Genomic DNA, 25,341 nt, shown 5'->3' with positions numbered 1-25,341 from the left:
GCTGGCTAGCAGACAAGTGCACCGCTGTCGAGATATGGCGCCGTGAGCCGTTTGCGTATACTGCGCAGATGTTCTTCCCAACTGTTTCGCGCCTGCGATGCGCCAAATGGCTCATCGCCACCTTGCTCTTCCTGATGCTCAGTGCCTGTGTTGATAAACCCAGCACACTGGAGCGAATCAAGGAGGATGGCGTATTGCGGGTGGTCACTCGCAACAGTCCCGCTACGTATTTCCAGGATCGCAACGGTGAAACCGGCTTCGAATACGAACTGGTCAAGCGCTTTGCCGACGACCTGGGGGTGAAGCTGGAAATCGAGACGGCCGACAACCTCGACGACCTGTTCAGCCGGCTGGGCAAACCCAACGGCCCGGTACTCGCCGCCGCCGGCCTGGTGAGCAGCGACCAGCGCCAGCAGCAGGTGCGCTTCTCCCACCCGTACCTTGAAGTCACCCCGCAGATCATCTACCGCAACGGCCAATCGCGCCCGACCAACGCCGCCGACCTGGTGGGCAAGAAGATCATGGTGCTCAAGGGCAGCACCCACGCCGAGCAACTGGCGGCGCTGAAAAAACAGAACCCGGCGATTGAGTACGAAGAATCCGACGCGGTGGAAGTGGTGGATTTGCTGCGCATGGTCGACGAAGGGCAAATCGACCTGACCCTGGTGGACTCCAACGAAGTGGCCATGAACCAAGTGTACTTCCCCAACGTGCGCGTGGCCTTCGACCTCGGCAATGCCAGCAATCAAAGCTGGGCCGTAGCAGCAGGCGACGACAACAGCCTGCTAAACGAGATCAACAGTTACCTGGACAAGGTCGAGAAGAATGGCACCCTGCAACGCCTGAAGGACCGCTACTATGGGCACGTAGATGTCCTCGGCTATGTCGGCGCCTACACCTTTGCCCAGCACTTGCAACAACGCCTGCCCAAGTACGAGAAACACTTTCGCGCCTATGCCAAGGCCGAGAAAGTCGATTGGCGCTTACTGGCAGCCATTGGTTATCAGGAATCGCTGTGGCAACCCACGGTCACGTCCAAGACCGGCGTGCGCGGCCTGATGATGCTGACCCAGAACACCGCGCAAGCCATGGGCGTGTCCAACCGCCTGGACCCCAAGCAGAGCATCATGGGCGGCGCCAAGTACCTGGCCCGGATCAAGGATGAGCTGGACGACAAGATCGCCGAGCCCGACCGCACCTGGTTCGCCCTCGCCGCTTACAACGTAGGCACCGGCCACCTGGACGACGCGCGCATCCTGGCGAAGAAAGAAGGCCTGAACCCGAACAAGTGGCTGGACGTGAAGAAGATGCTGCCACGCCTGTCGCAGAAGCAGTGGTACAGCAAGACCCGCTACGGCTACGCCCGCGGCGGCGAGCCGGTGCATTTTGTGGCGAACATCCGGCGTTACTACGACATCCTTACCTGGGTGACCCAGCCGCAGCTGGAGGGCAACCAGGTGGTGGAAGGCAACCTGCATGTGCCGGGCGTGGACAAGACCAAGCCGCCACAAGACACCCCACAACTCTGATCACGACAGCCCGCACACTGCAAATCCCTGTGGGAGCCGGGCTTGCCCGCGATGGCGGCCTGACAGTCAAGGTATTCGGCGCCTGACACACCGCTATCGCGGGCAAGCCCGGCTCCCACATGGGATCATCGTCGCCTTATAGGCCGGTGAGCAGATGGACCACCCCACCCGTCAACACCATCACTGCGGGTATACCCGCCGCCTTCAACGCCGACTCATCCAAACGCCCCGCCTCGCGCAATTGCACGCGCACCCGCGTGAGTGCCACGCGCTGCTGTGACGTGACGTTCCCCTCCCCGCCCAATGCACTCACCACATCGGCCGACAACAGGCTCGGCGTCGTCGGTGCGACCGTCTCGGCCACCAAATCAGGCGTCAGGGCTTTCCAGAACGCCCGCTGCAATTTCTCGAACATGCTCAGTGCTCCACGACAGGTGAGGTTTCAACGGTGGCCGCGTGGTACAGGCGCAGGGCCTCGCGCACTTGATCGGCTTCTTCCAGGCCCAGCACTTGGCGGGCAATGATCTGGCAGTCGTGCAGGTCCAGTTCGCGCACGGTGGCCTTGATGGTGGGGATCAGCGGCACGCTGACCGACAGCTCATCCACACCCAGGCCGATCAACGCCGGCACAGCAAGGGTTTCGGACGCCAGCGCACCACATACGCCCACCCACTTGCCATGGGCATGGGCCGCCTTGACGGTGATGTCGATCAGGCGCAGGACGGCCGGGTGAAAACTGTCGGCCTGGCTGGCCAGGCGCGGGTGGTCGCGGTCCATGGCAAGGGTGTACTGGGTCAGGTCGTTGGTGCCGATGGAGAAGAAATCCACATGGGGCGCAAACACATCCGCCATCAGCGCTGCGCTGGGGACTTCGATCATGATGCCCAGCTTCGGTAACTCGGTCAGCCCGAGGGCCAGCGCCTCTTCTTCGAGCATCTTGCGCGCCAGGTGCAGCTCCGACAGCAGGCTGACCATCGGCAACATGATATGCAGCCGCGCCAAGCCTGCACTGGCAAGAATCGCACGCAACTGTTCACGCAGCAGTTCGGGGCGTTCCAGGCACAGGCGGATACCGCGCAGGCCAAGGAAGGGGTTGGTCTCGCTTTCCATCGGCACATAGGCCAAGGGTTTATCGCCGCCCACATCCAGGGTACGTACCACCAGATTACGCTCGGGGCCGAGGGCGCGGGCGATGGCGCTGTAGGTGTCGGCCTGCTCCTCTGCGCTCGGGGCACGGTTGCGTTCCAGGTAGAGGAACTCCGAACGCAGCAGACCCACGCCTTCAGCGCCCAGGGTCAGTGACTGTTCCACTTCCTGCAATGAGGCGACGTTGGCTGTGACCTCGATGTGGTGACCGTCGCGGGTGACCGCCGCCTGTGAGGCCTGTGCCACTTCACGCTGCAGCCGTAGCTTTTGCTGTTGACGAACCGCCTGCAGTTGCTCGATTTCAGCCAGGTTCGGCTCCAGCTGCAGCTCGCCTTTGTCGGCGTTGAGCAGTACCCGCTTGCCGTTGGCCAAGGCCAATACTTGACTGGGTACACCGCAAAGGGATGGCAGGCCGAGGGCCCGGGCGAGGATGGCCACGTGGCTGGTAGCGCCACCGGCGACCGTAACGAAGCCCAGCACTTTGCTGGTATCCAGGCCGGCGGTTTGTGAGGGGGTCAATTGTTCGGCGACCAGAATGGCGCACTCCGGCAGCTCCATGGAACGCTCCGGCACCCCCAGGATCAACTTGAGCACGCGCTGGCCGACGTCGGCCAAATCCGCCGCACGCTCAGCCAGCAGCGTTTTACCCAAGCCTTCGAAGAGCCTGGCGGTCGCCACCGTGGCCGTATTCCAGGCAAAGGCCGCGCTCTTGCCTTCGGCCAGCAGGCTATGGGCTTGTTCAAGCAGGGTCGGGTCTTCGAGCAGTTCCTGGTGGGCGCGGAAGATCTCGGCCTGGGCACTGCCGGCCGCCTTGGCCTGCAACGCTTGCAGCGCTTCGTTTGCCGCCCGCAGGCCACGGGCCAATGCGGTACGTTCGAAGGTTTCTCCGGCACCGGCTTCGGGAATCTCAAGCGCCGGTTCAGCCACTTGGACAACCTGGCCGAACGCCGAGCCCGGCGACGCGCAGACGCCTCGCAACACGGACGCAGAAGACGCTGGCGTGGCGGGCTCGTTGATCGCCTCGACCGCTACCGGCAGCGTCTCGCCACAGCCGTCGAGCAGCAACGCCACCAGCGCCTGGATTGCCGCCTCGGCATCTTCCCCCGCCGCGCTCACTTGCACGCTGTCGCCCTGGGAGGTCTGCAGCGCCATGATCGCCACAAGCGACTTGGCATTGGCGCTCAGGGTTTGCTTGTGCAGGAAAATGCTGGAACTGAACCCCTTCGCCGCCTGGGCAAACACCGCCGCAGGGCGGGCGTGCAGGCCGCTGGCATTGGGCAGTGTCACTGGCTTGGAAAACAGCGCATTGCCCTCTTCCTCGTCCACCTCAGCGGGCATCGGCCCCGGTGAGACCTGCACCAGAGGCTGGCCGGACTCCACCAGCGCCTGACCGGCCACCAATGGCACAAACGGCTCGCCGCTCACAATGAGCATCAAGGTCAGCAGGCTACGTGCATTGAGCGCCACATAATCGGCATCGAACTCGATCAGCGGCTGCCCGGCCTCCACCCGCTGGCCCTCCTCGACCAGCCGGGTGAAGCCCTGGCCTGCCAGGTTCACGGTGTCCAGGCCAATATGCAGCAGCACCTGCACTCCGTTATCGGCGGTGACACTGACGGCGTGTCCGCTGTCCTGAATATTGCTGATCACCCCGGCCAACGGCGCGCAGAGGGTCTGCGAGGTGGGGTCGATGCACAGGCCATCGCCAATCACGCGGCCGGAAAATACCGGGTCGGGGACCTGATCCAGCGCCAGCAAAACCCCGGACAAGGGTGCCAGCAGTTCCAGGGGTTGAGATGTGGTCATGACTTCACCTGTTTGTGTTGTTCTTTAAAAATCATTGAGCCGATGCAAGGTTGAGGATGACGAAGATCAAAGGTGGGAGCGGGCTTGCTGTGGCGAGCAAGCTTGCTTGCGCTGGGGTGCGAAGCGCCCCCAAAAGCCTGCGACTGCTGCGCAGTCGAGCGGGAGCAAGCTCCCTCGCCACAGCAAGCCCGCTCGCACACGAGCCCGGCTTACTTCCACCAATATTCGACCTGCACACCGACGTTCGACCCATGCCGCGCCGTGCCATAGGCGCCGGTGTCGGACAACGCCGAGCCCGCCGCCAGCTCATTGGCCGCACGTTTGGCCGCTTTGTTCCAGGACGCATAGGTGTAATACAACCGCACTTCCGGCCGCGCCCAGAACTCAGGGCCTTTGGGCGACCAGGTCGGGGCGAAGGTAAATTTGCTCAATTTGCGCGTACCGCCGGTGGCCTCGACCTGATCGTGCCCCAGCTCAGTGACCAGTTTGAATTGCTCGCTGAGCGCATACGCAGGACGCACACCGAGCGACATCCAGTTCTGGTCCTGACGCCCTGGGCGCACATCTTTCTGGTACACCGCCTCGACTTGCCCGCCGAAACGCGGGGTCACTTGCCAATCAAAGAACTCCACGGCGCGGTAACTTTTGCTGCTTTTGTCCAACGTGGTATTGCCGGTGTAACCCAGACCGGTGCCGGGGCCTTCGCCGTACTGCAGGGCAAACTTGTTCTTGCCACCCAGGAAGGCCGCTTGTACATGCTGCGCCGTCAGCGCCCAGCCACTGTTGGTGTCACGCCCACCGGCCTTGGCGATGTAGCTCAAGCCAAGTTCCAGTTCGCCACCGGGGTTGGTCTTGAAACCTGCGACGTTGAAGTCGTGACGGGTGGCGTACTCCTTCTGGTACAGGTTGTCCTTGCGCGACAGGGCGTAGCTGTATTTCAAGCCGCCGATCAACACGTCCTCGATCCCTCCACCGGTGGCGCTCTGGTTCCAGTAGTAGAAGTCGGAAATATGGATGTCGTTACGTTTGTAGTAACGCCGCCCGGCCCACAGCGAACCGCCATTGAGACTGGGCAGGTTGGACCATTGCGCATACATCTGCGGCATGCGCGCCGAGCCATTGTTTTCACCCTGGAACTTCAGGGCACGGTCGTACTTGTTATAGAGGGAAGCCATGGCATCGACGCTGAACACCGAACCGTCATCGAGGGTCAGCAAATCCTGACGCAGTTCCAGCTCTGCGTACTGCTCGCATTCGTTGCCCAAGCGGTACTTGGTTTGCGCACCCGGCAGTTGGAAACATTGCTGCTTGCCGCTGCCCGTTGACGTGCCCGCGCCGCTGCGCAAATACCCGGCAAATTCCAGGGCCTGCGCGCCAAAAGGCACCGTGAGGCAGGAGGCAATAAGGCCCAGTTTTATTGTTGTTTTCATGAAGTGCTCCTTTTATTTTTATTGTTTTTTCTTGCTGTCTTGCGTGACGCGATCACCTGTAGGAGCGAGCTTGCTCGCGAAGAATTTGCAACCTCCACGCAACACCTGGAGGGGCGCGTTAGCGTTGGCGATCTTCGCGAGCAAGCTCGCTCCTACAGGGGGCATTTCAACCAGTCAGGTGCAGCACGAAGGATTCATAAGGGCGTAGCACCATCATGCTCGTGCGCAGCGGGCAATCGGGGTAGTTGCTGATCAGAAGGCGTTGCTCGTTTGCGGCGTTGATCACGCCTTCGGGCAGTTGGATCTCGCACGACGATCCATAGAAGTTGTTGAGTACCAACAGGCGCTCGCCATGACCTTCACGCAGGTACGCCCAGACCTGGAGATGGTCTTGCAGCAACGCACGGTAAACGCCTTGCTGTATCAGCGGCTCGCGACGGCGCAGGTCGATCAGCCTGCGGTAGTGATGCAGCACCGAATCCGGGTCATCCATCTGGCTGTTGACATTGATCTGCGCAGCATTCGCGGGAATGCCGATCCAGGGTTCACCGCGGCTGAACCCGGCGTTCGCTTCGGTGCTCCACTGCATGGGCGTACGCCCGTTATCGCGAGACTTCTGCATGATCGCCGCCATGCTCGAGGCTTCGGACTCTCCCGCGTCGCGCTTGAGGCGGAAGATGTTCAGGGTTTCCACATCGCGGTATTGCGAAATGCTGTCGAAGCCGGGGTTGGTCATGCCCAGCTCTTCGCCCTGATACACATATGGCGTGCCCTGCAGAAAGTGCAGCGCCGTAGCGAGCATCTTGGCCGAGACCACGCGGTATTCGCCGTCGTCACCAAAGCGCGAGACCACCCGTGGCTGGTCGTGGTTACACCAGAACAACGCGTTCCAGCCGCCACCGGCCTGCATGCCCACCTGCCAGTCGGAGAAAATCTGCTTGAGTTGCAGGAAATCGAAATCGGCCTTCACCCACTTCTGCAGGTTGGGGTAATCGACTTTCAGGTGATGGAAATTGAAGGTCATCGACAGCTCTTTCGACGCTGGATTCGAGTAGCGAATGCAGTGTTCCAGGCGGGTGGATGACATCTCGCCCACGTTGATCAGGTCATGGCCTTCAAAGACCTCGCGGTGCATTTGCTGCAGGTATTGGTGCACGTTCGGGCCGTCGGTGTAGAAACGGCGACCGTCGCTGTGGTCTTCGGGGAAATCGGCGGGCTTGGAGATCAGGTTGATCACATCCAGGCGGAAGCCGCCCACGCCTTTGTCGCGCCAGAAGCGCATCATCTTGAACACTTCGGCGCGTACCTTGGGGTTATCCCAATTGAGGTCGGCCTGGGTATGGTCGAACAGATGCAGGTAGTACTGGCCAGTCTGCGCTTCGTATTCCCAGGCCGAGCCGCCGAACTTGGATTCCCAGTTGTTCGGCTGGTCGCGCCAGATGTAGAAGTCACGATAGGGATTGTCGAGGCTGCTGCGCGCCTGCTGGAACCATTCGTGTTCGATGGAGGTGTGGTTGACCACGATGTCGAGCATCAGCTTGATACCACGCTTGGCGGCTTCGCTGATCAGCAGGTCGCAGTCGGCCATAGTGCCGTAGCTGGGGTCGATGGCGTAGTAGTCGCTGATGTCGTAGCCGTTGTCGCGCTGGGGCGAGCGCAGGAACGGAGTAACCCACAGGCAATCCACGCCCAGCCACTTGAGGTAGTCGAGTTTGTCCACGATGCCCAGCAGGTCACCGGTGGCGTTACCCGCGTGGCTGTGGAAGCTTTTGGGGTAGATCTGGTAGATCACCGAGTGTTGCCAGGTTTGCATGGTGGGTTCCTTCAGTAGAGTTGGGTGTTGGCCCTTCCGGCCTCATCGCAGGCAAGCCAGCTCCCACATTTGAATGTGTTCACACATCACTGTTGGAGCTGGCTTGCCTGCGATAGCGATCTTCAGGCGACCCGGTAACCCGGCCGAACGATCTTCATGCTCAACATGCACGTCAGCGCAAACGGCACGACCATCGCCACGACCATGCCAATCACGAACATCGGAATGGCGCTCGGTACGATCGAGATAAACCCGGGTAGCCCACCGACGCCGATGGCCGAGGCCTGCACCTTGTTCAACGACAGGAAAATGCTGCCCAGCGCCGAGCCCAGCAGCGCGGCATAGAACGGGAATTTGAAACGCAGGTTCACCCCGAACATCGCCGGCTCAGTGATGCCGAAGTAAGCTGAAATGGCCGAGGTCGAGGCCATGCTTTTGTCCCGCGCATTGCGAGTCATGTAGAACACCCCGAGCGCGGCGCTGCCCTGGGCCAGGTTAGACATGACGATCATCGGCCAGATAAAGGTGCCGCCCTGGGTGGAAATAAGCTGCAGGTCGACGGCCAGGAACATGTGGTGCATACCGGTGATCACCAGCGGCGCATAGAGCAGGCCGAAAATCGCGCCGCCGATCATAGGTGCGATTTCAAACAGGGTGACCAGGCCTTCGGTAATCAGGATGCCGAGGTGACGCGTCACCGGGCCGATGATTGCCAGGGCCAGCACACCAGTGACCACGATGGTGGTGATCGGCACCACCAGCAATTGAATGGCATTCGGCACCCGCGCCCGCAGCCACTTCTCGATTACGCTCATGACAAAGGCCGCCATCAGGATCGGCAGGATCTGCCCCTGGTAACCCACCTTCTCGATCTGGAACCAGCCGAAGATATCGAAGTACGGCAGGCTCTGGCCGTCGAGGCCGGCGACCGCCTTGCCGTAGTTCCAGGCGTTGAGCAGGTCCGGGTGCACCAGCATCAGGCCCAGCACGATGCCGAGGATTTCACTGCCGCCGAACCGCTTGGCCGCCGACCAGCCCACCAGTGCCGGCAGGAACACGAAGGAGGTGTTGGCCATCAGGTTGATCAGGCTCCACAGGCCATCCAGGTTCGGGTAGGCCTCCAGCAGTGTCTGGCCTTCGATGAACATGCCCTTGGCCCCCATCAGGTTGTTCACGCCCATCAACAGGCCGGCGATGATCAGCGCGGGCAGGATCGGCATGAACACATCGGAGAACACCCGCACCAGGCGCTGCATGGGGTTGGCCTTGTCGCCGCCGGCTTTCTTGACGTCGGCAATGGTCGAAGCGGCAAGGCCGGTCAGTTCGCGCAGGGCGGCGTAGACCTTTTCCACTTCGCCGGGGCCGATCACCACCTGGAACAGGCCGCCGGTAAAGAACGAACCCTTGACCAGGTCAACCTGGTTCAGGGCACTGCTGTTGACCAGGCTGGGGTCCTTGAGCGCAAGGCGCAGGCGGGTCACGCAATGGGCAGCCTGCTCAAGGTTTTCGCGGCCTCCGAGGTTGTCGAGGATCTCGCGGGCAATCGTTGAATAGTCGTGGCTCATGCTCGTTTTCCACTGTGATTGTTTTTATGGGTGGCAGTCGTTGGCAGCACGCCGAGGAGGGAAAAGTACTCGTCTGTACGAGTTAAATCAACAACTCGTCTGTACGAGTTACACTTTTGTTTATTCATACGATCTTTCCGTCAGGTTTTTCACCTACGGGCACGGGTGTCCAATGGACAAACCCAACCTCTGCCACTAAGGTTCCTGCCTTGAACGCGCAGTCCACCTTCATAACGCCGGGCAAGAGCCATCCCATGAGCAAATACAACCAGATCTATACGGATCTGCTTGCCAGCATCACCACCGAGCGCCTGCAACGCGGTACGCGCCTTCCCTCCGAAACCGAACTGATGGACGCCTACCAGGCCAGCCGTGGCACCGTACGGCGCGCGATCGAGCAGTTGCAGGAACGTGGCTTTGCGCAAAAAATCCACGGCAAGGGCACCTTTGTGTTGTCGCCCAACCCGATCGAGTTCCAACTGGGCGGCATCGTCAGCTTCCACGAAACCCACGCTGACCTGGGCGATGATGTACGTACCGACGTGGTCGAGTTCGCCCAGATCCCGTTGGAAGGCTCACTGCTGCAACACATCGAGGCCGAACCCGGCACCCTGATCACGCGCATCAAACGGGTGCGCCGCATCGGCGGCAAACGCGTGATTCTGGACATCAACCACTTCATCAGCGACCTGATTCCCGGCCTGGACCGCGACATCGCCGAGCAGTCGATCTACGCGTTTATCGAGCAAACGCTGCAGCTGCAGATCAGCTACGCGCAACGCACCATCGAAGCCCTGCCACGCAGCAAGGACGACCAGGCGCATCTGGATCTGGAGGGGCAAAGCCATGTGATTGTGGTGAGTAACCAGACGTTTTTGCAGGATGGAAGGCAGTTCGAGTACACCGAGTCGCGGCATACGTTGGATAAGTTTTATTTTTCTGATGTGGCGCGGCGCTGACGCCGGAGACAACGATGAATATTCCCCACAAATGGCGGGAACAATTTCCCCATGCACTGATTGAACAACAGGCCATTGGTGAATCGCGCGCTGACGTCTTTCGCCTGCGCCAGGACGGCGGCACGGATCTGTTCCTGAAGTCCGAGCTCCTCGAGGAACACGGTGAGTTGGCAAACGAAATTGATCGCCTCAGGTGGCTGCAGCAAATGGGTCTGCCTGCGCCTATGGTCTTGGATGAAGTTACAGCGGCCCATCGCCATTGGTTGCTGATGACCACCATACCGGGACAGGACCTGGCCAGCGCCAGCGAGCTTTCAGCCGAGCAAATTATCAACATCCTGGCGACCGCGCTGCGTACTTTGCACCAGTTACCCGTGGCCCTGTGCCCCTTCGATCACTCCCTCCAGCTGCGCATCGCACGCGCACAGCAACATGTCAGTGCCGGCCTCGTGGACGAGACAGATTTCGACGACGAGCGACTGGGGCAAAGCGCTGAGGATGTGTTTGCTGAACTGGTGGCGACTCAGCCAAAGACTCATGATCTGGTAGTGACCCATGGCGACGCTTGCCTGCCGAACTTCATGGCGGCAGAGGGTTGTTTCAGCGGCTTCATCGACTGTGGACGGCTGGGGGTCAGCGATCGGTTTCAAGACCTTGCCTTGGCAGCACGAAGTATTGAAAGCAATCTGGGACTGGCATGGGTGAGGCCATTTTTTGAGGCTTATGGCGTTGAGCCCGATGAGCAGCGGATGAAGTTCTATTGTCTGCTGGATGAGTTTTTCTGACGCTCAAAGCTGATATTCATACCTCGAATAGTTTGTAGCGCCAGCACCGTCACTCGCTGGGTCAATACCTTCTGAAAACCGGCGTTACGAGTACCAGCACCGTCAGGATTTCCAGCCTTCCCAGAAGCATTCCAACGGTAAGTAACCATTTGGCCGCATCCGGCAATGATGAGAAATTGCCTGCCGGCCCAATGATTGTGCCCAGGCCTGGCCCGACGTTACACACCGCCGTGGCGGCGCCGCTCAACGCGGTTATCCAATCAAGCCCAATGAGAGCCAGGCCCAAAGCGATAGCGGCAATCGTGATGATGAAGAAAAACGAGAAGGTCAAAAGCGAGCGCACAATCTCCTCGTCGATGGGATGGCCGTTGTATTTTTTCTGAATCACGGCTCGAGGATGGATCAACTGCTTCAAGCTGCTGACCAGCAGAGCGGCAGCCACCTGAAATCTGAAGATTTTAAGACCGCCTGCCGTTGAGCCGGAACAGCCACCGACAAAGGTTAAATAGAAAAACAGCAAGACCGCGAAGCTGCCCCACAAGGTGTAGTCGCCCACCGCAACGCCGGTGGTCGTGACCACCGAGGTCACATTGACGGCCACGATACGAAACGCATCCCACCATCCATGATCACTGTGAAAGTGCAGCCAGGTACCCACAGCCAACGATGTGATGAGCAAGAATCCGATAAATCCGCGCACCTGGTGATCTCTGATCAAGGCACGCCGATTACCTCGCAATGTTGCAACGTACAAGGTGAATGGCAGGCTGCCCAGAACCATGATGGCTACTGCCACCCAGTGAATCGCTGGTTGCGTCCAATGCCCAAGAGAGGCGTCCGAAGTTGAGAATCCTCCGGTAGAGATCAGCGACATCGCATGGTTGACCGCTTCAAATGGCGTCATTCCAGCGAGCCAGAGCGACAGGGTTCCGATGCCTGTCAGCCCCAGATAGAGCAAAAGAATGTACTTGGCTGCGACATGGGAGCGAGGTGTCACTTTCTCGGACCAATCTGAGGACTCTGTCTGGAACAGACGCATGCCGCCGATGCGCAAAAGTGGAAGAATCGCCACAGCCATGCCGATAAAACCGATGCCGCCCAACCAATGGAGCATAGAACGCCAGATCAGCAACCCGGGAGATGAACTATCCAGACCGCTTAGCACGGTCGAGCCAGTGGTTGTGATGCCAGACATCGTTTCAAAGAAGGCGTCGGTGTAGCTGATCTTGCTGATGAACACCATGGGTAATGCAGCGAAGGTGCACACAACTACCCAGCTTGCGGTAGTCAGTAAGTACATGTCCCTTGGGCGAAGATGGCCAATATCCGGGCGGCCCCGCACGATCAACAGAAGGCCGCAAATGAAGGTAATCAAACTCGCCCAGAGGAAGGCCGAGAGATCGTCACTGCGCTCATAGACCACCAGTGTAATCATGGGAATCACCATGCTTACGGCCAGCGTGATCAAAAAAATACCTAAGATGAAGCCGATAAGCCGAATTGCTGCGAGTGACATCACAGTAGCGTTCCGAAATGAGCACCGCGCAGTATCGGACGCCCCCCAAACAGGCTGCGTAAATTCTCCGTAAAATTTTTACGCGCTATCAGTCAGGCTACGCGTCTCAAAAGGCCAGCCCCCTACCTGGCAATGCACAAAGCAACTGAAAGTGCCAACCTCAGAAAGCCAAAAGCCCGCAATTACGCGGGCTCCAGGGCATTTCTTGCTAGATCGTGCCGGACAATGCCGGACGTCCCATCATTCCCACTCAATCGTCGCCGGCGGCTTGCTCGACACGTCATACGTCACGCGCGAGATACCTTCGATCTCGTTGATAATCCGGCCGCTGACCGTCTCCAGCAGTTCGTAAGGCAGGTGTGCCCAACGCGCTGTCATGAAGTCGATCGTCTCTACAGCACGCAGTGCAACAACCCATGCGTAACGGCGGCCATCACCTACAACGCCAACCGATTTCACCGGCTGGAACACCACGAACGCCTGGCTGACCTTGTGGTACCAGTCGGCCTTGCGCAGTTCTTCGATGAAGATGTGGTCGGCGCGACGCAGCAGGTCGGCGTATTCCTTCTTCACTTCACCCAAGATACGCACGCCCAGGCCAGGGCCTGGGAATGGGTGGCGGTAGACCATGTCGTACGGCAGGCCCAGTTCCAGGCCCAGACGGCGGACTTCGTCCTTGAACAGTTCGCGCAGCGGTTCTACCAGCTTGAGGTTCATTTCCTCAGGCAGGCCGCCCACGTTGTGGTGGGACTTGATCACGTGGGCCTTGCCGCTCTTGGCGCCGGCCGACTCGATCACGTCGGGGTAGATGGTGCCCTGGGCGAGGTATTTGATGTTGTCCAGTTTGTTGGACTCGGCATCGAACACGTCGATGAAGGTGCGACCAATGATCTTGCGCTTCTTCTCCGGGTCGGACTCGCCGGCCAGGTTGTTGAGGAACTGGTCCTCAGCGTTGGCGCGGATCACCTTGACGCCCATGTTCTCGGCGAACATGGCCATTACTTGCTCACCTTCGTGCAGGCGCAGCAGGCCGTTGTCGACGAATACGCAGGTCAGCTGGTCGCCGATGGCCTTGTGCAGCAAGGCAGCCACAACCGAGGAGTCAACGCCACCGGACAGGCCGAGCAGCACGTTGTCGGTGCCGACCTGGGCGCGCACCTGGGCGATGGCGTCTTCAGCGATTTTCGATGGGGTCCACAGGGCTTCACACTCGCAGATGTCGAGGATGAAACGCGACAGGATGCGCCCGCCTTGCTTGGTGTGGGTCACTTCCGGATGGAACTGCACCCCGTAGTAGCGACGCTCATCGCTGAACATGCCGGCAATCGGGCAGCTCGGGGTGCTGGCCAGGATGTGGAAATCTTCCGGCATTTTGGTGACCTTGTCACCGTGGCTCATCCAGACGTCGAGGCCGAACAGGCCGTCGGCGTCGATGTGGTCTTCGATGCCGTCCAGCAGGCGGCTCTTGCCGATCACGTCCACACGGGCATAACCGAATTCACGCAGCTCGGAGCCTTCTACCTTGCCGCCCAGTTGCTCGGCCATGGTCTGCATGCCGTAGCAGATGCCGAATACCGGCACACCCAGGTCGAATACCGCTTGCGGGCAGCGCGGGCTATTGGCTTCGTGAACGGACTCGGGGCCACCGGCGAGAATGACGCCTTTGGGTGCGAATTCGCGGATCGCTTCATCGTCCATGTCGAACGGATGCAGTTCGCAGTACACGCCGATTTCACGCACGCGGCGGGCGATCAGCTGGGTGTACTGGGAACCGAAGTCGAGGATCAGGATGCGGTGGGCGTGAATGTCGAGGGCCATGAAAGAAACTCTGAAGAGCAGTTGCAAGCTTCAAGCTGCAAGCTGCAAGTAATCGGAAGCCGCGCGGTAGCTGTACGAACACAGCCCCGCTTGCAGCTTATAACTTGTGGCTTTTAGCTGTCGGCGTCAGCCGACCCGATAGTTTGGCGCTTCCTTGGTGATCTGCACGTCGTGGACATGGGATTCAGCCATGCCGGCGCCGGTGATCCGTACGAACTCTGGCTTGGTGCGCATTTCTTCGATGTTGGCGCTGCCGGTGTAGCCCATCGAGGAACGCAGGCCGCCCATCAGTTGATGGATGATCGCGCTCAGGGTGCCTTTGTACGGCACACGGCCTTCGATGCCTTCCGGTACGAGCTTCTCGGCGCCTGCCGAAGAGTCCTGGAAATAACGGTCGGAAGAGCCTTGCGCCTGGGACATGGCGCCCAGCGAACCCATGCCACGGTAAGCCTTGTACGAACGGCCCTGGAACAGTTCGATCTCGCCCGGCGCTTCTTCGGTACCGGCGAACATCGAGCCCATCATCACGCAGGAGGCACCGGCTACGATGGCCTTGGACAGGTCACCGGAGAAACGGATGCCACCGTCGGCGATCAAGGGTACGCCAGTGCCTTCAAGGGCAGCGGCGACGTTGGCGATGGCGCTGATCTGCGGCACGCCCACACCGGCGACGATACGCGTGGTGCAGATGGAGCCTGGGCCGATACCGACCTTGACTGCATCGGCGCCAGCTTCGGCCAGGGCCTTGGCGGCAGCGCCGGTGGCGATGTTGCCGCCGATCACCTGCACTTCAGGGAAGTTCTGCTTGACCCAACGCACGCGGTCGATCACGCCTTTGGAGTGGCCGTGGGCGGTGTCGACCACTACCACGTCAACACCGGCAGCGACCAGCGCCGAGACGCGATCACCGGTGTCTTTACCGGTACCGACAGCAGCGCCAACGCGCAGACGACCTTGGTCATCCTTGCTGGCCAGTGGGTAAGCCTTGGCTTTTTCGATGTCGTTGACGGTCATCATGCCTTTGAGGGCGAATTTGTCGTCGACGATCAGCACGCGCTCGATGCGGTGCTTGTGCAGCAGTTCGCGCACATCGTTCTTGTCGGCGCCTTCCTTGACGGTGACGAGGCGCTCTCTAGGCGTCATCACTTCGCGGACGGTGACTTCAAGGCGGTTCTCGAAACGCACGTCACGGGAAGTGACGATGCCGACCAGGTCGCCATCGTGCAGCACCGGGACGCCGGAGATGTTGTGCATACGCGTGAGTTCGAACAGGTCACGCACGGTGGCGTCAGCTTCGATGGTGATCGGATCTTTCACCACACCGGCTTCGTAACGCTTGACCTTGCGCACTTCGGCAGCTTGCTGCTCGATGGTCATGTTCTTGTGGATGATGCCGATGCCGCCTTCCTGAGCCATGGCAATGGCCAGACGGGCTTCGGTGACGGTGTCCATGGCAGCGGAAACCAGGGGAATATTCAGCTCGATGCCACGGGTTAGGCGGGTCTTGAGACTGACTTCGTTAGGAAGTACCTCGGAATAACCGGGCACTAGGAGAATGTCGTCGAATGTCAGAGCTTCTTGGCTGATACGCAGCATCGCGGGGGCTCCCGAGCGGGAAAATGGAAGCGCGCCATTATATACATGCACCCTGCCGGGCTCAATGTAAAACTCTGACAAACTTGGTAATACTGATAGATGGGTAATTTCATCGCCCCGATCATTCCCATGCTCCGCGTGGGAATGCCTCTGGTGACGCTCCGCGTCGCCTTGGGGCAGGATTCAAAATCTCCGACAACAACGGGACGCGGAGCGTCCCATGCGGCGTTGCCCACGCGGGAGCGTGGGAACGATCGTGTTCGGCAAAAAGTTACAGTTCGACTTTGACCCAGCTCATTTTTTGATCGAGCCAATCGGCAAACTCGTCGATAAAGCTCTGTTTGAAGCCCGCCTCCGCCCAGTTGTTGAAAATGAATCCCAGGTTGGAAAACCCGCATTCCTGCAGGAACAGAAAGCCATTGATGTCGTCTTCATGCCCACATAGCGGGCAGGTGAAGTTATCGGTGTGGCCAGGCATCCAGTCTTCCAGGCTTTCAAACAGCGCCTCGCCGACTTCCTTGAGGCACTCCGGGCAGCCCGCTTCTTCGAGGAACCCCTTGGCCGGCGTGTAGATGCAACGCTTGTAGATGATCTCCAGGCCATTGACCGGCTCGTTGAACGGCAGCGCTTCGGGGTGCAGCACCACGGCGCGGGCACCATCGGCCAGGGCGTAGCCCATGCGGTTGCCGGTACGCCCGCAAGTGGTGAGCTCTTCCTTGATGATGTTCTTGCGCACCAGCCAGCGCACAATCGCCCGGGCGCGGGGTTCGTGGACCGGCAAGGTGGAGATTTTCGGGACAAGGATGCTTTGGGAGTTCATGGAAGTCCTGCGGTGTGACTATTGGCGCCATCGCGGGCAAGCCCGGCTCCCACATTGGAACGCGATCAACTGAGGGAGCCGGGCTTGCCCGCGATGACGCCCGGGAGGACGGCAGCTTAATCCCTGAAAAAATCAGGTCAAGTACTCAAATACCGTCCGATCAACGCAATACCGCTGGCCAATACCAGCCAGGTCACCAACCGCACGAACGCCTCACGGGACAGCCGCATCGTCAGCCTGCGCCCACACCACAACCCCAGGGCCATCGCCGGCAACAGGCAAACCGCCAACATCAATAACGGCAAATCTGCATACACCCCGGCAATCAGGAACAGACTCAAACGCACGACCGTGCTGCAACTGATCAGCGCGCTTTGCGTAGCCCGCGCAGCGTCCTTGGGCAAACGGCTGTTCAGGTAAATCGCATATAAGAAGCCGCCACTGCCGAATAGCGCCCCAAACAGGCCGCCAACGGTGCCCATGGGAATCGACCAGCCCGCCGCCAGCTGAGTCGGCCTTGCTTTCACCGCCAGGCTGTAAATCGCGTAGGCGCTGATAAACAGCCCCATCAATAACAGCAACAGGTCCGAATGCAGGTTGAGCAAAAACACCACGCCCAGGGTGCAGCCGATGGCCATGCAGGGCAGCAACCGCAACAGTTCCGGCTTGTTCACATCGCGCCGCGTTTGCAGCAGGCCGCCAAACGCCGCGACAAAGTCCAGAAGCACCAGCAACGGGATGATCTTCGACAGCGGCATGAATAAAATCAGGATCGGCCCCGCCACCAGCGCCGTGCCGAACCCGGCAATGCCGAACACGATATAAGCCACCGTCACGCCCAGGCCGATCACCAGCCAATCAATACCGCCGAAAGTCCACTGGCTCATCAGCTCAACCGGGCTCATGACTTATTCCTTCTATTGAGATGCCGTTCACTTTAGCCATCGGCAAGGGTTGCGACTAATATCTTCCAGGCTCGCTACTCATCTCAAAAAGGCATGACTCTTGATCTCCACCCGGCAACTGCGTTATTTCGTCGAAATCGCCGACAGCGGTAGCTTCAGTGCTGCCGCCGAGCGCCTGTTCGTGGCGCAATCAGCCTTGAGCCGGCAGATCAAGGAGCTTGAATCTCAACTGCAAACCCCACTGTTCGAACGCACTGCACGCCAGCCAAGGCTGACGGCCGCCGGCGAAGCCTTCTACCCACGGGCGCGCAACCTGCTGAGTGAGTTGCTCAAGGCCAGCGACCTGGCGACACAAGTGGGCCAGGGCCAACTCGGCACCTTGCGCCTGAGCCATTCGAGCACCGTGCCGATGAGCGGCGCGTTACTGCAAGGCATCAGCACGTGGCTGGAGCGCTGCCCGGGTGTGTCGATGGATATCGTCAAACTCTCCTCCGAAGCCCAACTGGAGGAAATCGTCGAGGGCCGCCTGGACGTCGGCCTGCTGCGGTTGCCGGTGTTGCGCCAGCGCGAAGGCGTGCGCGTGGTGCCTTGGTACACCGAGCCGTTGGCGCTGGCAGTGCCTGCGGGTCATCCCTTGGCACGCGGCAACGCAGCGGTCGAGTTAATGCAACTCAAGGATGAGGCGTTTATTTCAATCCCCCACCCTCAGCGCGGCGGGCTGAGCTATCTGTCGGCTGAATTGTGCATGCGTGCAGGTTTTTTCCCCAAGGCGGCGCGGGTAATGTCGCGCAAGACCACGCAGTTGCAATTGATCCAGGCCGGTTTCGGTATTGCCTTGCTACCAAAATCCATGCAGGACATCGCCCCGCCCAACGTGCAATTTTTGCCCTTGGCCGACCCTGACTGCGACAGCACCGTAGCCCTGGCCTGTGCGCAAGCGCCAAACGCGCTGGTGGAGCAATTCTGTCAAACCCTGCACGAATGCCTATAAACTGCCGCCCATGATTAAAGATCCTTTTGCCCGCTTGGGCCTGGACCGCGAAGTCCTGACTGTCAGCCAACTCAACGGCCGCGCGCGGGTGTTGCTGGAAGACGTGTTCACCAATATCTGGGTGGAAGGCGAGATCTCCAACCTCGCCCGCCCGGCCTCCGGCCATGTGTATTTCACGCTCAAGGACAGTGGCGCCCAGGTGCGTTGCGCGCTGTTTCGCAATAATGCGGCGCGGGTACGCCAGGCGTTGAAGGATGGCCTGGCGGTGAAGGTGCGCGGCAAGGTCTCGTTGTTCGAGGGCCGCGGCGATTACCAACTGATCCTCGATACCGTGGAGCCGGCCGGTGATGGTGCGCTACGCCTGGCCTTCGATGCACTGAAGGAAAAGCTGAGCGCCGAAGGCCTGTTCAGTGCCGAACGCAAAGTGGCGCTGCCGGCGCATCCTCGGCGCATCGGCATTATCAGCTCGCCCACCGGCGCGGTAATTCGCGACATCATCAGCGTATTCCGCCGCCGCGCGCCGAACGTTGAACTGACCCTGATCCCTACTGCCGTGCAAGGCCGCGAAGCAATCCCGCAGATCGTGCGGGCGCTGAAACTCGCCGACGCCCGGGGTTTCGACGCGCTGATCCTGGCCCGTGGCGGTGGCTCCCTGGAAGACTTGTGGTGCTTCAACGAAGAGGTGGTGGCCCGCGCAATTGATGCTTGCGTTACCCCTATCGTCAGTGCCGTTGGTCATGAAACCGATGTGTCCATCAGCGACTTCGTGGCGGACGTCCGCGCCCCAACTCCCTCCGCCGCCGCCGAATTGCTGGCTCCCGACGCCAGCCATCTGGTGCGTCAAGTGGAAAACCTGCAGCGCCGCCTGGTAATGCTGATGCGCAACCGCCTGAGCCACAGCCGCCTGCGCCTGGAAGGCATGGCCCGGCGCCTGCGTCACCCGGGCGAGCGCTTGCGCCAGCAGGCCCAGCGCCTGGATGACCTGGACATGCGCTTGCGCCGCGCCTTTGAGCGTAGCCTCAATACCCGTCGCGAGCGCTTGATCCGCCTGGAAACCCGCCTCGCCGGCCAGCACCCCGGCCGTCAACTGGCACTCTTGCGCCAGCGCCTGGACAGCTTCGCCGAACGCCTGCCCCGCGCCATGCGTGAAGGTCTCAAGGCTCGGCGTCTGCAACTGCAGAGCCAAGTGCAGACATTGCAGGTGGTCAGCCCGCTGGCGACCCTGGGCCGCGGCTACAGCATCCTGTTGGACGAGCGCGGCCAGGCGATTCGCAATGCCGCACAAACCCACACCGGCCAGCGCCTCACCGCGCGCCTGGGTGAAGGCCAATTGCAAGTGCGGGTGGAAGACAACCACCTGACACCCGTCACCCTTTCATTATTGGATTGATCGATGCCACGCCTACTGAGCCTGTTGATGCTGTTGTGCCTCACATTTAACGCCCACGCCGACAGTTACATCACGCGAACCCTGAACAAACCGGTGCCAGGCGGCGTGGCCGTCGTCGAACTAGGCCCTTCGGCCACGGCGCCGAAAGCCACCTACCAGGGCAAGCCGGTGCTGGTGGTCAAGGAGCAGGACAACTGGCTGGCGATTGTCGGTATCCCGTTAACGGTCAAGCCTGGCAACGAGCGCATCAGCAGCGGTGGGCGCAACCTGCCGTTTATCGTCGGTTACAAGAAGTATCCGGAACAGCGCATCACTTTGAAGAACAAGAGCCAGGTCAACCCTGACCCGGCCCAGCTCAAGCGCATCGAAGGCGAACTGGCAGTGCAGCTCAAGGCTTACCGCAGCTTCAGCCCGAACCTGCCTAGCAACCTGGTGCTGGATAAACCGGTGAACGGGCCGCTTTCGAGCAAATTCGGGGTGCGCCGCTTCTTCAACGGTGAAGAACGCAACCCGCATTCGGGCCTGGATTTCGCCGTACCGGCCGGCACACCGATCAAGACACCCGCCAATGGCAAGGTGATTCTGGTCGGCAATTACTTCTTCAACGGCAATACCGTGTTTGTCGATCATGGCCAGGGCTTTATCAGCATGTTCTGCCATATGTCGAAGATCGATGTGAAGGTGGGTCAGCCACTGGTACGCGGTGCGGTAGTCGGCAAAGTCGGCTCGACAGGCCGGGCCACCGGGCCGCATATGCACTGGAACGTCAGCCTGAACGATGCACGGGTAGATCCGGCGATTTTTATCGGCGCGTTTCAACCCTGAATACCGTGGCCGTGAGGGGCGTCAGTGATTTCCTGCGCTGGCGCCTGATCTGCCGGAGGTTCGCTGCAATGCATTGTGATCTTCTTACACTTTTGCGATGAACCATCCGACACCCGAGACTCACTCAACCAGCGATTTACACGGACGTAATGAGCAGGACCTGAGCATTGGAGATCCAATTCCCATGAGACTCTTTCCATGTCACTTACCCCAGCACTGTCAGAGCGACATTCGCAAAACCTCCTGACCTCATCTCACGCCTCACCCGGTACCCCCCCGACCAGCCCGCCTACACCACCCGCAACTCTGCAACAACCTGCATCAGCCCCCTTGCCCGCCGCCGCCAATTACGCCCCCGATGACCCGCCTACTCCCGCCTCGTCAGGTATTACCCCGGCGAAAATGCGATACCCGCAGTTGGTGAAGCATTTCAAACCCAGCAATGAAACACAGTTCACCGCTGAACACGCGATGCTGACTGAAGACAAGCAACGCCTGCATAGCCAGCAACCCGGCTTCAAGGCCTTTGTACAGTCGCAACTTGAGGAGGCCTTCCCCGCGATCAGGCCGCTGAATCCGGACATGCTCAGTTTCAATCGCTACAGAGTGGGCGATGGACGCGAATCACTGGCCTCTTCAGAGCCCCTGATGGCTGCACTGGCCAGGATGATCCGCGACATCCAGGCCAACCCGAATGCGTTGATGCGCCCGGAGCGAGGCATAAGCACTGAATTCACTTATCGACGAACCATTGCCGACATGGCGGTACCGGCCTTTACCGAAGGCACGCTGCAATCCATTGCTCGCAGCATTGCCACGCAATACCCGCAGGCGCTTGAAGAATACTGGAGCACACCGCGGCCGGTGGAAAATCAGCCGACGCTCCAGATGCCGCCGCAAGAGCAACTGTTGTTCCTGCACAAAAAACAGCTGTCGATCCTCGCCTCACTGCGCCTGAGCGATGGCACCCTGAGCGCGACCGGCAAAGACCTGATCGACTCCGCGTTGCGCTACCCCACCCTGCAAGACCGGGAAAAACGCTTCACCGACGGTGATCGCTTAGGGGTGTACCCCGTCACTGTGGATGACCAAACGGAACATGGCGCGATGCTGCCAGGGGCCTTTCTCATCACCCGAAAAGACGGCTCCTATGCTACGCCGCCCACCTGGCCGAATGGGCGCGCACTTGCGCTCAACGATGACAATGGCCCCGTCGTGATGTACACGCCCAGCGAAGGTTTCGAGGAATTCGCAACGCCGGCCCAGGCGCGCCAGGCTTTGGCCAGCCGCCTGGACCAGGGCGGTGTCGAGGCCAAGTTGCTGCTGCAAGGCCTGCCCCCGGCTCTGCAAAACAGGCCCGACCCTATTACCGGAAAAGATCTGATGTCCAGTGTCGAGCCATCGGCCGGGGATGTGTTGGCGCAATCCATCCCCTGGATGCTCAAACGCCAGCGGGCAGACATTAATACCCACCTGAGCACAGCATTGGCGCCAGGCAAAACCGTCAACCCCCTTCTCGACAGTGCCACATTGGAAGGTATCGATAATGCGGCCGACTGGTCGTACCTCACCGATGGCACCAACGCCATGCTGGCCCGGGACGCCAAACTGACCGACAAACTCCAACCCGAATGGTTGAAGAATCTAAGCCCCTTTCAAGAAGCCTTGTTTTTGCACTTGGACAAGGCGCAGGAACGGAGCCTGGATGCGCTGACGCCCCTGCTTGAAAAAATCCCGGCGCTGAACACCTTCGCCCGTGACCGCCTGAATGCAGCCATCAAACAGCGATACCCGGCAGCAGAAATCGATGCGGATCAACTCATGGTGCAGGTCCACACCCGCACCGCCATCCACGGCGGCAGAGGGACTGGCCAACCCCTCTATTCGAAACAAGACGCGGTGTCCCTGACCGACTTGGCGCTGAAGAATCCCAGTGGCTTCCCTGCCGTCGAAAGAGGTGTATACACCGATGAGAAAATGACCTTGCCTCTGCGCGACAAGCACGGCAAGCCCGTACGAGACCTGAGCGGCAAGCCGGTTACCCTGGATACCGACGATCTCAAGGCACTGGTCAATACCGCCGATGTCGGGGGCGAATACACCAAACTGCTCAAACAGGAAATGGCCCCAGATGCCCAATCGGGGAGTGCTGTGCACTTGCGCACAGCGTGGAAAGCTCATCTGGCAGACGCGATGGACAAAGAGGCGTTTCTGGCAGAACTCAGCCCCGACGCCTATACGGAACTGGCCAGCGACAACATCCATAAACGCGCGGCGCAGTGGGCGGATGCGGTACTGACTCACCCCGACCCGGCCACCCGCCCTCAAGTCGATGGGAAAACCATCGTCGCCAACAGCCTGCTCCACAGGGGGCTAGCGGTGCAGGGCGTGATGGTGATCGGCAACCAGACAGATCCATCGCTGGTGCTGTACACCCCCAAGGCTCCCGACGGCATTACTTATCGCGAAGTCGCGGACCACAAGGCCCTCGACACCCTCCTGGAGAAAAAAGAGTGGGCAACCTATATCGCGCAAAGAAAATCACCCGTCAGTAAAGATGAGGTCGATCAGTTCAAGGGAGCGCTTAAAGAAGCTGCGTACAGCCCAACGAAATTGATGTCCCCCGAGCTGGCGGTCTCGTCGATCAAGCTGCTGGGAGGCGCCACTCGCCTTGAGCCCATAAAAGGTGATTTCCAAGACCATCTGTACAAGCAACACGTACAGATGGCGATCGACCGAGCGGACCACCAGTCCGTAAGCAGTGCGGAGGTCGCACGGCAATCGCTCAAGAACAAAATCGAGTTCGGCATTGAAGTGGCATTGATCTTTACCGACCTGATACCGGTGGCTGGCAAAGGCGTGTCTGCGGGTTTTCGTCTGGGCAAAGCCGGCATCAGCGCACTGCGCGCCAACAGCAGAGTGTTGCCGCACCTGATCAAAAGACCCGGCCTGGGACGGGCGATCTACAGTGATTTCACCCTGTCTGCGGCGGGTATCTCCAATGTTCGCGCGGCCCCCCTACGCCCGGTATTCAAGTCGTCGACGGCGACAGGCGCGATGACCCCGCGCCCAGGGCCAAGAGCACTGCCTGCGCCCGTCAGCCCAGTGCCGGCACGACCCTTAGCCAGCACCGGCAACACTATCGCTGGCTCACGCACGCCCAACGACGCCGTCATTCCCGAGCGCGACTTGAGTGCGTACGCCAGGCCTGGCGATATGATCAACGGCCGGACGCTAAGGAGTGACGGTACCTATAACGTTGGCGACGAGTGGTTCATCCGATTTACCGACAGTACCCGCGTGAGCAGGGTTTATCAGATCGATTCAGCCTTTCACGCTCGCAGTGGCTGGGTCAATATCATCGACCCGAACGTCCCAGCAACTGCGCCCAAAAGCAGCAGAATCGTCGCCTCTGTACAACATGCGGGCAACGGTGAATGGCGCCTGAATCAACTGCCCGGTGGAGCCCCCACGCCGACACCGGGAGCTTCGACGACAGGCGCCGAGGCCCCTGCCCGACCAGCGTTACCAGACGCCGAGTATTTCAGCCTCAACAGAGGGCGGCTGGTCGAAGCAGACTTCACCCCGAAAACCCTGCCACTGGCCAGGTATTGGTTCAGGCGGGATTTGTATAACTTCTACAAGAACATGCTCACTCAAGGCCAGATGCCGCCGCGCCCGTCCCGGCTGGAGCTCGCACCCGGCACCTCGCCGGCCGACCTGTTGCGTAAGGCCTACGAAATCACTGATGTGGTGGTACTGGGCGAGCGCCATAACGAAATCGCCAGTTTCCAGATGCTCAAAGAGAATATGCAGGCCCTCAAAGAGTCGGGGGTTACCACGTTTTATATTGAAGGTGTCGAAACCAATGCCGCGGGCCAGCTCATGGATGTGGGCATGGGTGGCCACCGTCCTCAAGGCGCGTCTCCCACGCTCTCGGAACTGGTTCAACTTGCCAGTGACAATGGAATCACCGTCAAATCCCTCGAGCACCACTACTTGACCCGCCGATCGGATATGCCCGATTTCTACAAGTACGTTGGGGACAACGACAACGGCATTACGCGCCTGCAAGAATTCAATTACTTCGCGACCCGTATCTTGGAAACACGCAAGCCGGGCGAAAAAGTACTCGCCTTGGTAGGCCGGGCCCATATGAACACAGCCCGAAACGTTCCAGGTCTGGCGGAACTCACTGGAGGGGTGGGCATAGGCGTTTACCCGGACAAAGCATTCAACAAGAGTGTTGCCATCAGCGGCCCGTCAATACCAAGGGATCCCGGGGCCAACGTCACGGATAGCTTTACGGCAGGGGATTATCAGATCTTCCATAAAGTGATTTGAGTAATCACCGTCGTGCGTTGTTTGCGCGATGGTGAGCCCTTCACTGCCGCATGCGGCGCCACGGGAAAACCTCCTCACCAAAATTGCGCCACCACCTACAGCA

At 60.0% G+C, this 25,341-nt stretch carries 17 protein-coding genes; 7 read left to right on the top strand and 10 right to left on the bottom strand.

Features of this window, described 5'->3' with window-relative positions; all coding sequences use genetic code 11:
• Positions 1 to 68: 68 nt before the first annotated feature.
• Positions 69 to 1,529, top strand: coding sequence for a membrane-bound lytic murein transglycosylase MltF (gene mltF / locus HU730_RS17615; RefSeq protein WP_186527714.1), 1,461 nt, complete (start codon positions 69 to 71; stop codon positions 1,527 to 1,529).
• A gap of 136 nt (positions 1,530 to 1,665) precedes the next feature.
• Here the strand turns inward: mltF and HU730_RS17610 are convergent, their stop codons facing one another.
• From HU730_RS17610 to treP, 5 genes are all read right to left on the bottom strand, one after another.
• Positions 1,666 to 1,944: a PTS transporter subunit EIIB gene (locus HU730_RS17610; protein WP_089042370.1), complete on the bottom strand. Its 279-nt coding sequence runs from the start codon at positions 1,942 to 1,944 to the stop codon at positions 1,666 to 1,668.
• A gap of 2 nt (positions 1,945 to 1,946) precedes the next feature.
• Positions 1,947 to 4,481 carry a phosphoenolpyruvate--protein phosphotransferase gene (gene ptsP / locus HU730_RS17605; RefSeq protein ID WP_186527713.1) on the bottom strand — a complete coding sequence of 845 codons (2,535 nt, stop codon included), beginning with the start codon at positions 4,479 to 4,481 and terminating at the stop codon, positions 1,947 to 1,949.
• 209 nt (positions 4,482 to 4,690) lie between these two features.
• Positions 4,691 to 5,911, bottom strand: a complete 1,221-nt coding sequence (locus HU730_RS17600; protein ID WP_054897800.1) for a carbohydrate porin — start codon at positions 5,909 to 5,911, stop codon at positions 4,691 to 4,693.
• Positions 5,912 to 6,077: 166 nt separating this feature from the next.
• The gene (gene treC, locus HU730_RS17595) at positions 6,078 to 7,724 is read right to left on the bottom strand and encodes an alpha,alpha-phosphotrehalase (protein WP_186527712.1); all 1,647 of its coding nucleotides are present in this window, start codon (positions 7,722 to 7,724) and stop codon (positions 6,078 to 6,080) included.
• A 122-nt stretch (positions 7,725 to 7,846) separates the two neighbouring features.
• Entirely contained in the window at positions 7,847 to 9,289 is a 1,443-nt protein-coding gene (gene treP / locus HU730_RS17590) for a PTS system trehalose-specific EIIBC component (RefSeq protein ID WP_034128010.1), read from the bottom strand.
• A 254-nt stretch (positions 9,290 to 9,543) separates the two neighbouring features.
• Here treP and treR point away from each other — a divergent pair, with 254 nt between their 5' ends.
• Together treR and HU730_RS17580 are read left to right on the top strand one after the other, a co-directional pair.
• Positions 9,544 to 10,248, top strand: coding sequence for a trehalose operon repressor (gene treR / locus HU730_RS17585; RefSeq protein ID WP_186527711.1), 705 nt, complete (start codon positions 9,544 to 9,546; stop codon positions 10,246 to 10,248).
• 14 nt (positions 10,249 to 10,262) lie between these two features.
• Positions 10,263 to 11,033 (top strand): APH(3')-II family aminoglycoside O-phosphotransferase, encoded by a 771-nt coding sequence (locus HU730_RS17580; protein WP_186527710.1) that lies wholly within the window; start codon positions 10,263 to 10,265, stop codon positions 11,031 to 11,033.
• A gap of 61 nt (positions 11,034 to 11,094) precedes the next feature.
• Here the strand turns inward: HU730_RS17580 and HU730_RS17575 are convergent, their stop codons facing one another.
• The 5 genes from HU730_RS17575 to HU730_RS17555 form a co-directional block, all read right to left on the bottom strand.
• Positions 11,095 to 12,549: a TrkH family potassium uptake protein gene (locus HU730_RS17575; RefSeq protein ID WP_186527709.1), complete on the bottom strand. Its 1,455-nt coding sequence runs from the start codon at positions 12,547 to 12,549 to the stop codon at positions 11,095 to 11,097.
• 240 nt (positions 12,550 to 12,789) lie between these two features.
• Positions 12,790 to 14,367 (bottom strand): glutamine-hydrolyzing GMP synthase, encoded by a 1,578-nt coding sequence (guaA, locus tag HU730_RS17570; protein ID WP_186527708.1) that lies wholly within the window; start codon positions 14,365 to 14,367, stop codon positions 12,790 to 12,792.
• A 126-nt stretch (positions 14,368 to 14,493) separates the two neighbouring features.
• Positions 14,494 to 15,963 carry an IMP dehydrogenase gene (gene guaB, locus HU730_RS17565; RefSeq protein WP_186527707.1) on the bottom strand — a complete coding sequence of 490 codons (1,470 nt, stop codon included), beginning with the start codon at positions 15,961 to 15,963 and terminating at the stop codon, positions 14,494 to 14,496.
• 271 nt (positions 15,964 to 16,234) lie between these two features.
• Positions 16,235 to 16,783, bottom strand: a complete 549-nt coding sequence (locus tag HU730_RS17560; RefSeq protein ID WP_005791157.1) for a hypothetical protein — start codon at positions 16,781 to 16,783, stop codon at positions 16,235 to 16,237.
• 137 nt (positions 16,784 to 16,920) lie between these two features.
• Positions 16,921 to 17,688 (bottom strand): sulfite exporter TauE/SafE family protein, encoded by a 768-nt coding sequence (locus HU730_RS17555; RefSeq protein WP_054897804.1) that lies wholly within the window; start codon positions 17,686 to 17,688, stop codon positions 16,921 to 16,923.
• Between the two features lie 100 nt (positions 17,689 to 17,788).
• Here HU730_RS17555 and HU730_RS17550 point away from each other — a divergent pair, with 100 nt between their 5' ends.
• The 4 genes from HU730_RS17550 to HU730_RS17535 all read left to right on the top strand — a co-directional run bounded on the left by HU730_RS17550 (position 17,789) and on the right by HU730_RS17535 (position 25,238).
• Positions 17,789 to 18,679: a LysR family transcriptional regulator gene (locus HU730_RS17550; RefSeq protein WP_054897805.1), complete on the top strand. Its 891-nt coding sequence runs from the start codon at positions 17,789 to 17,791 to the stop codon at positions 18,677 to 18,679.
• A gap of 10 nt (positions 18,680 to 18,689) precedes the next feature.
• Positions 18,690 to 20,069: an exodeoxyribonuclease VII large subunit gene (gene xseA / locus HU730_RS17545; protein WP_096143337.1), complete on the top strand. Its 1,380-nt coding sequence runs from the start codon at positions 18,690 to 18,692 to the stop codon at positions 20,067 to 20,069.
• A gap of 3 nt (positions 20,070 to 20,072) precedes the next feature.
• Positions 20,073 to 20,894, top strand: a complete 822-nt coding sequence (locus HU730_RS17540; protein WP_057975063.1) for a M23 family metallopeptidase — start codon at positions 20,073 to 20,075, stop codon at positions 20,892 to 20,894.
• A gap of 330 nt (positions 20,895 to 21,224) precedes the next feature.
• Positions 21,225 to 25,238, top strand: a complete 4,014-nt coding sequence (locus tag HU730_RS17535; protein ID WP_186527706.1) for a membrane-targeted effector domain-containing toxin — start codon at positions 21,225 to 21,227, stop codon at positions 25,236 to 25,238.
• Positions 25,239 to 25,341 lie beyond the last annotated feature (103 nt).

Origin of the sequence: Pseudomonas sp. SWRI22 (assembly GCF_014268395.2) — a bacterium.
GTDB lineage: Bacteria > Pseudomonadota > Gammaproteobacteria > Pseudomonadales > Pseudomonadaceae > Aquipseudomonas > Aquipseudomonas paracarnis.
Note: the sequence above shows the minus strand (reverse complement) of the source record. Positions and strands in the feature narration are given on the sequence as shown.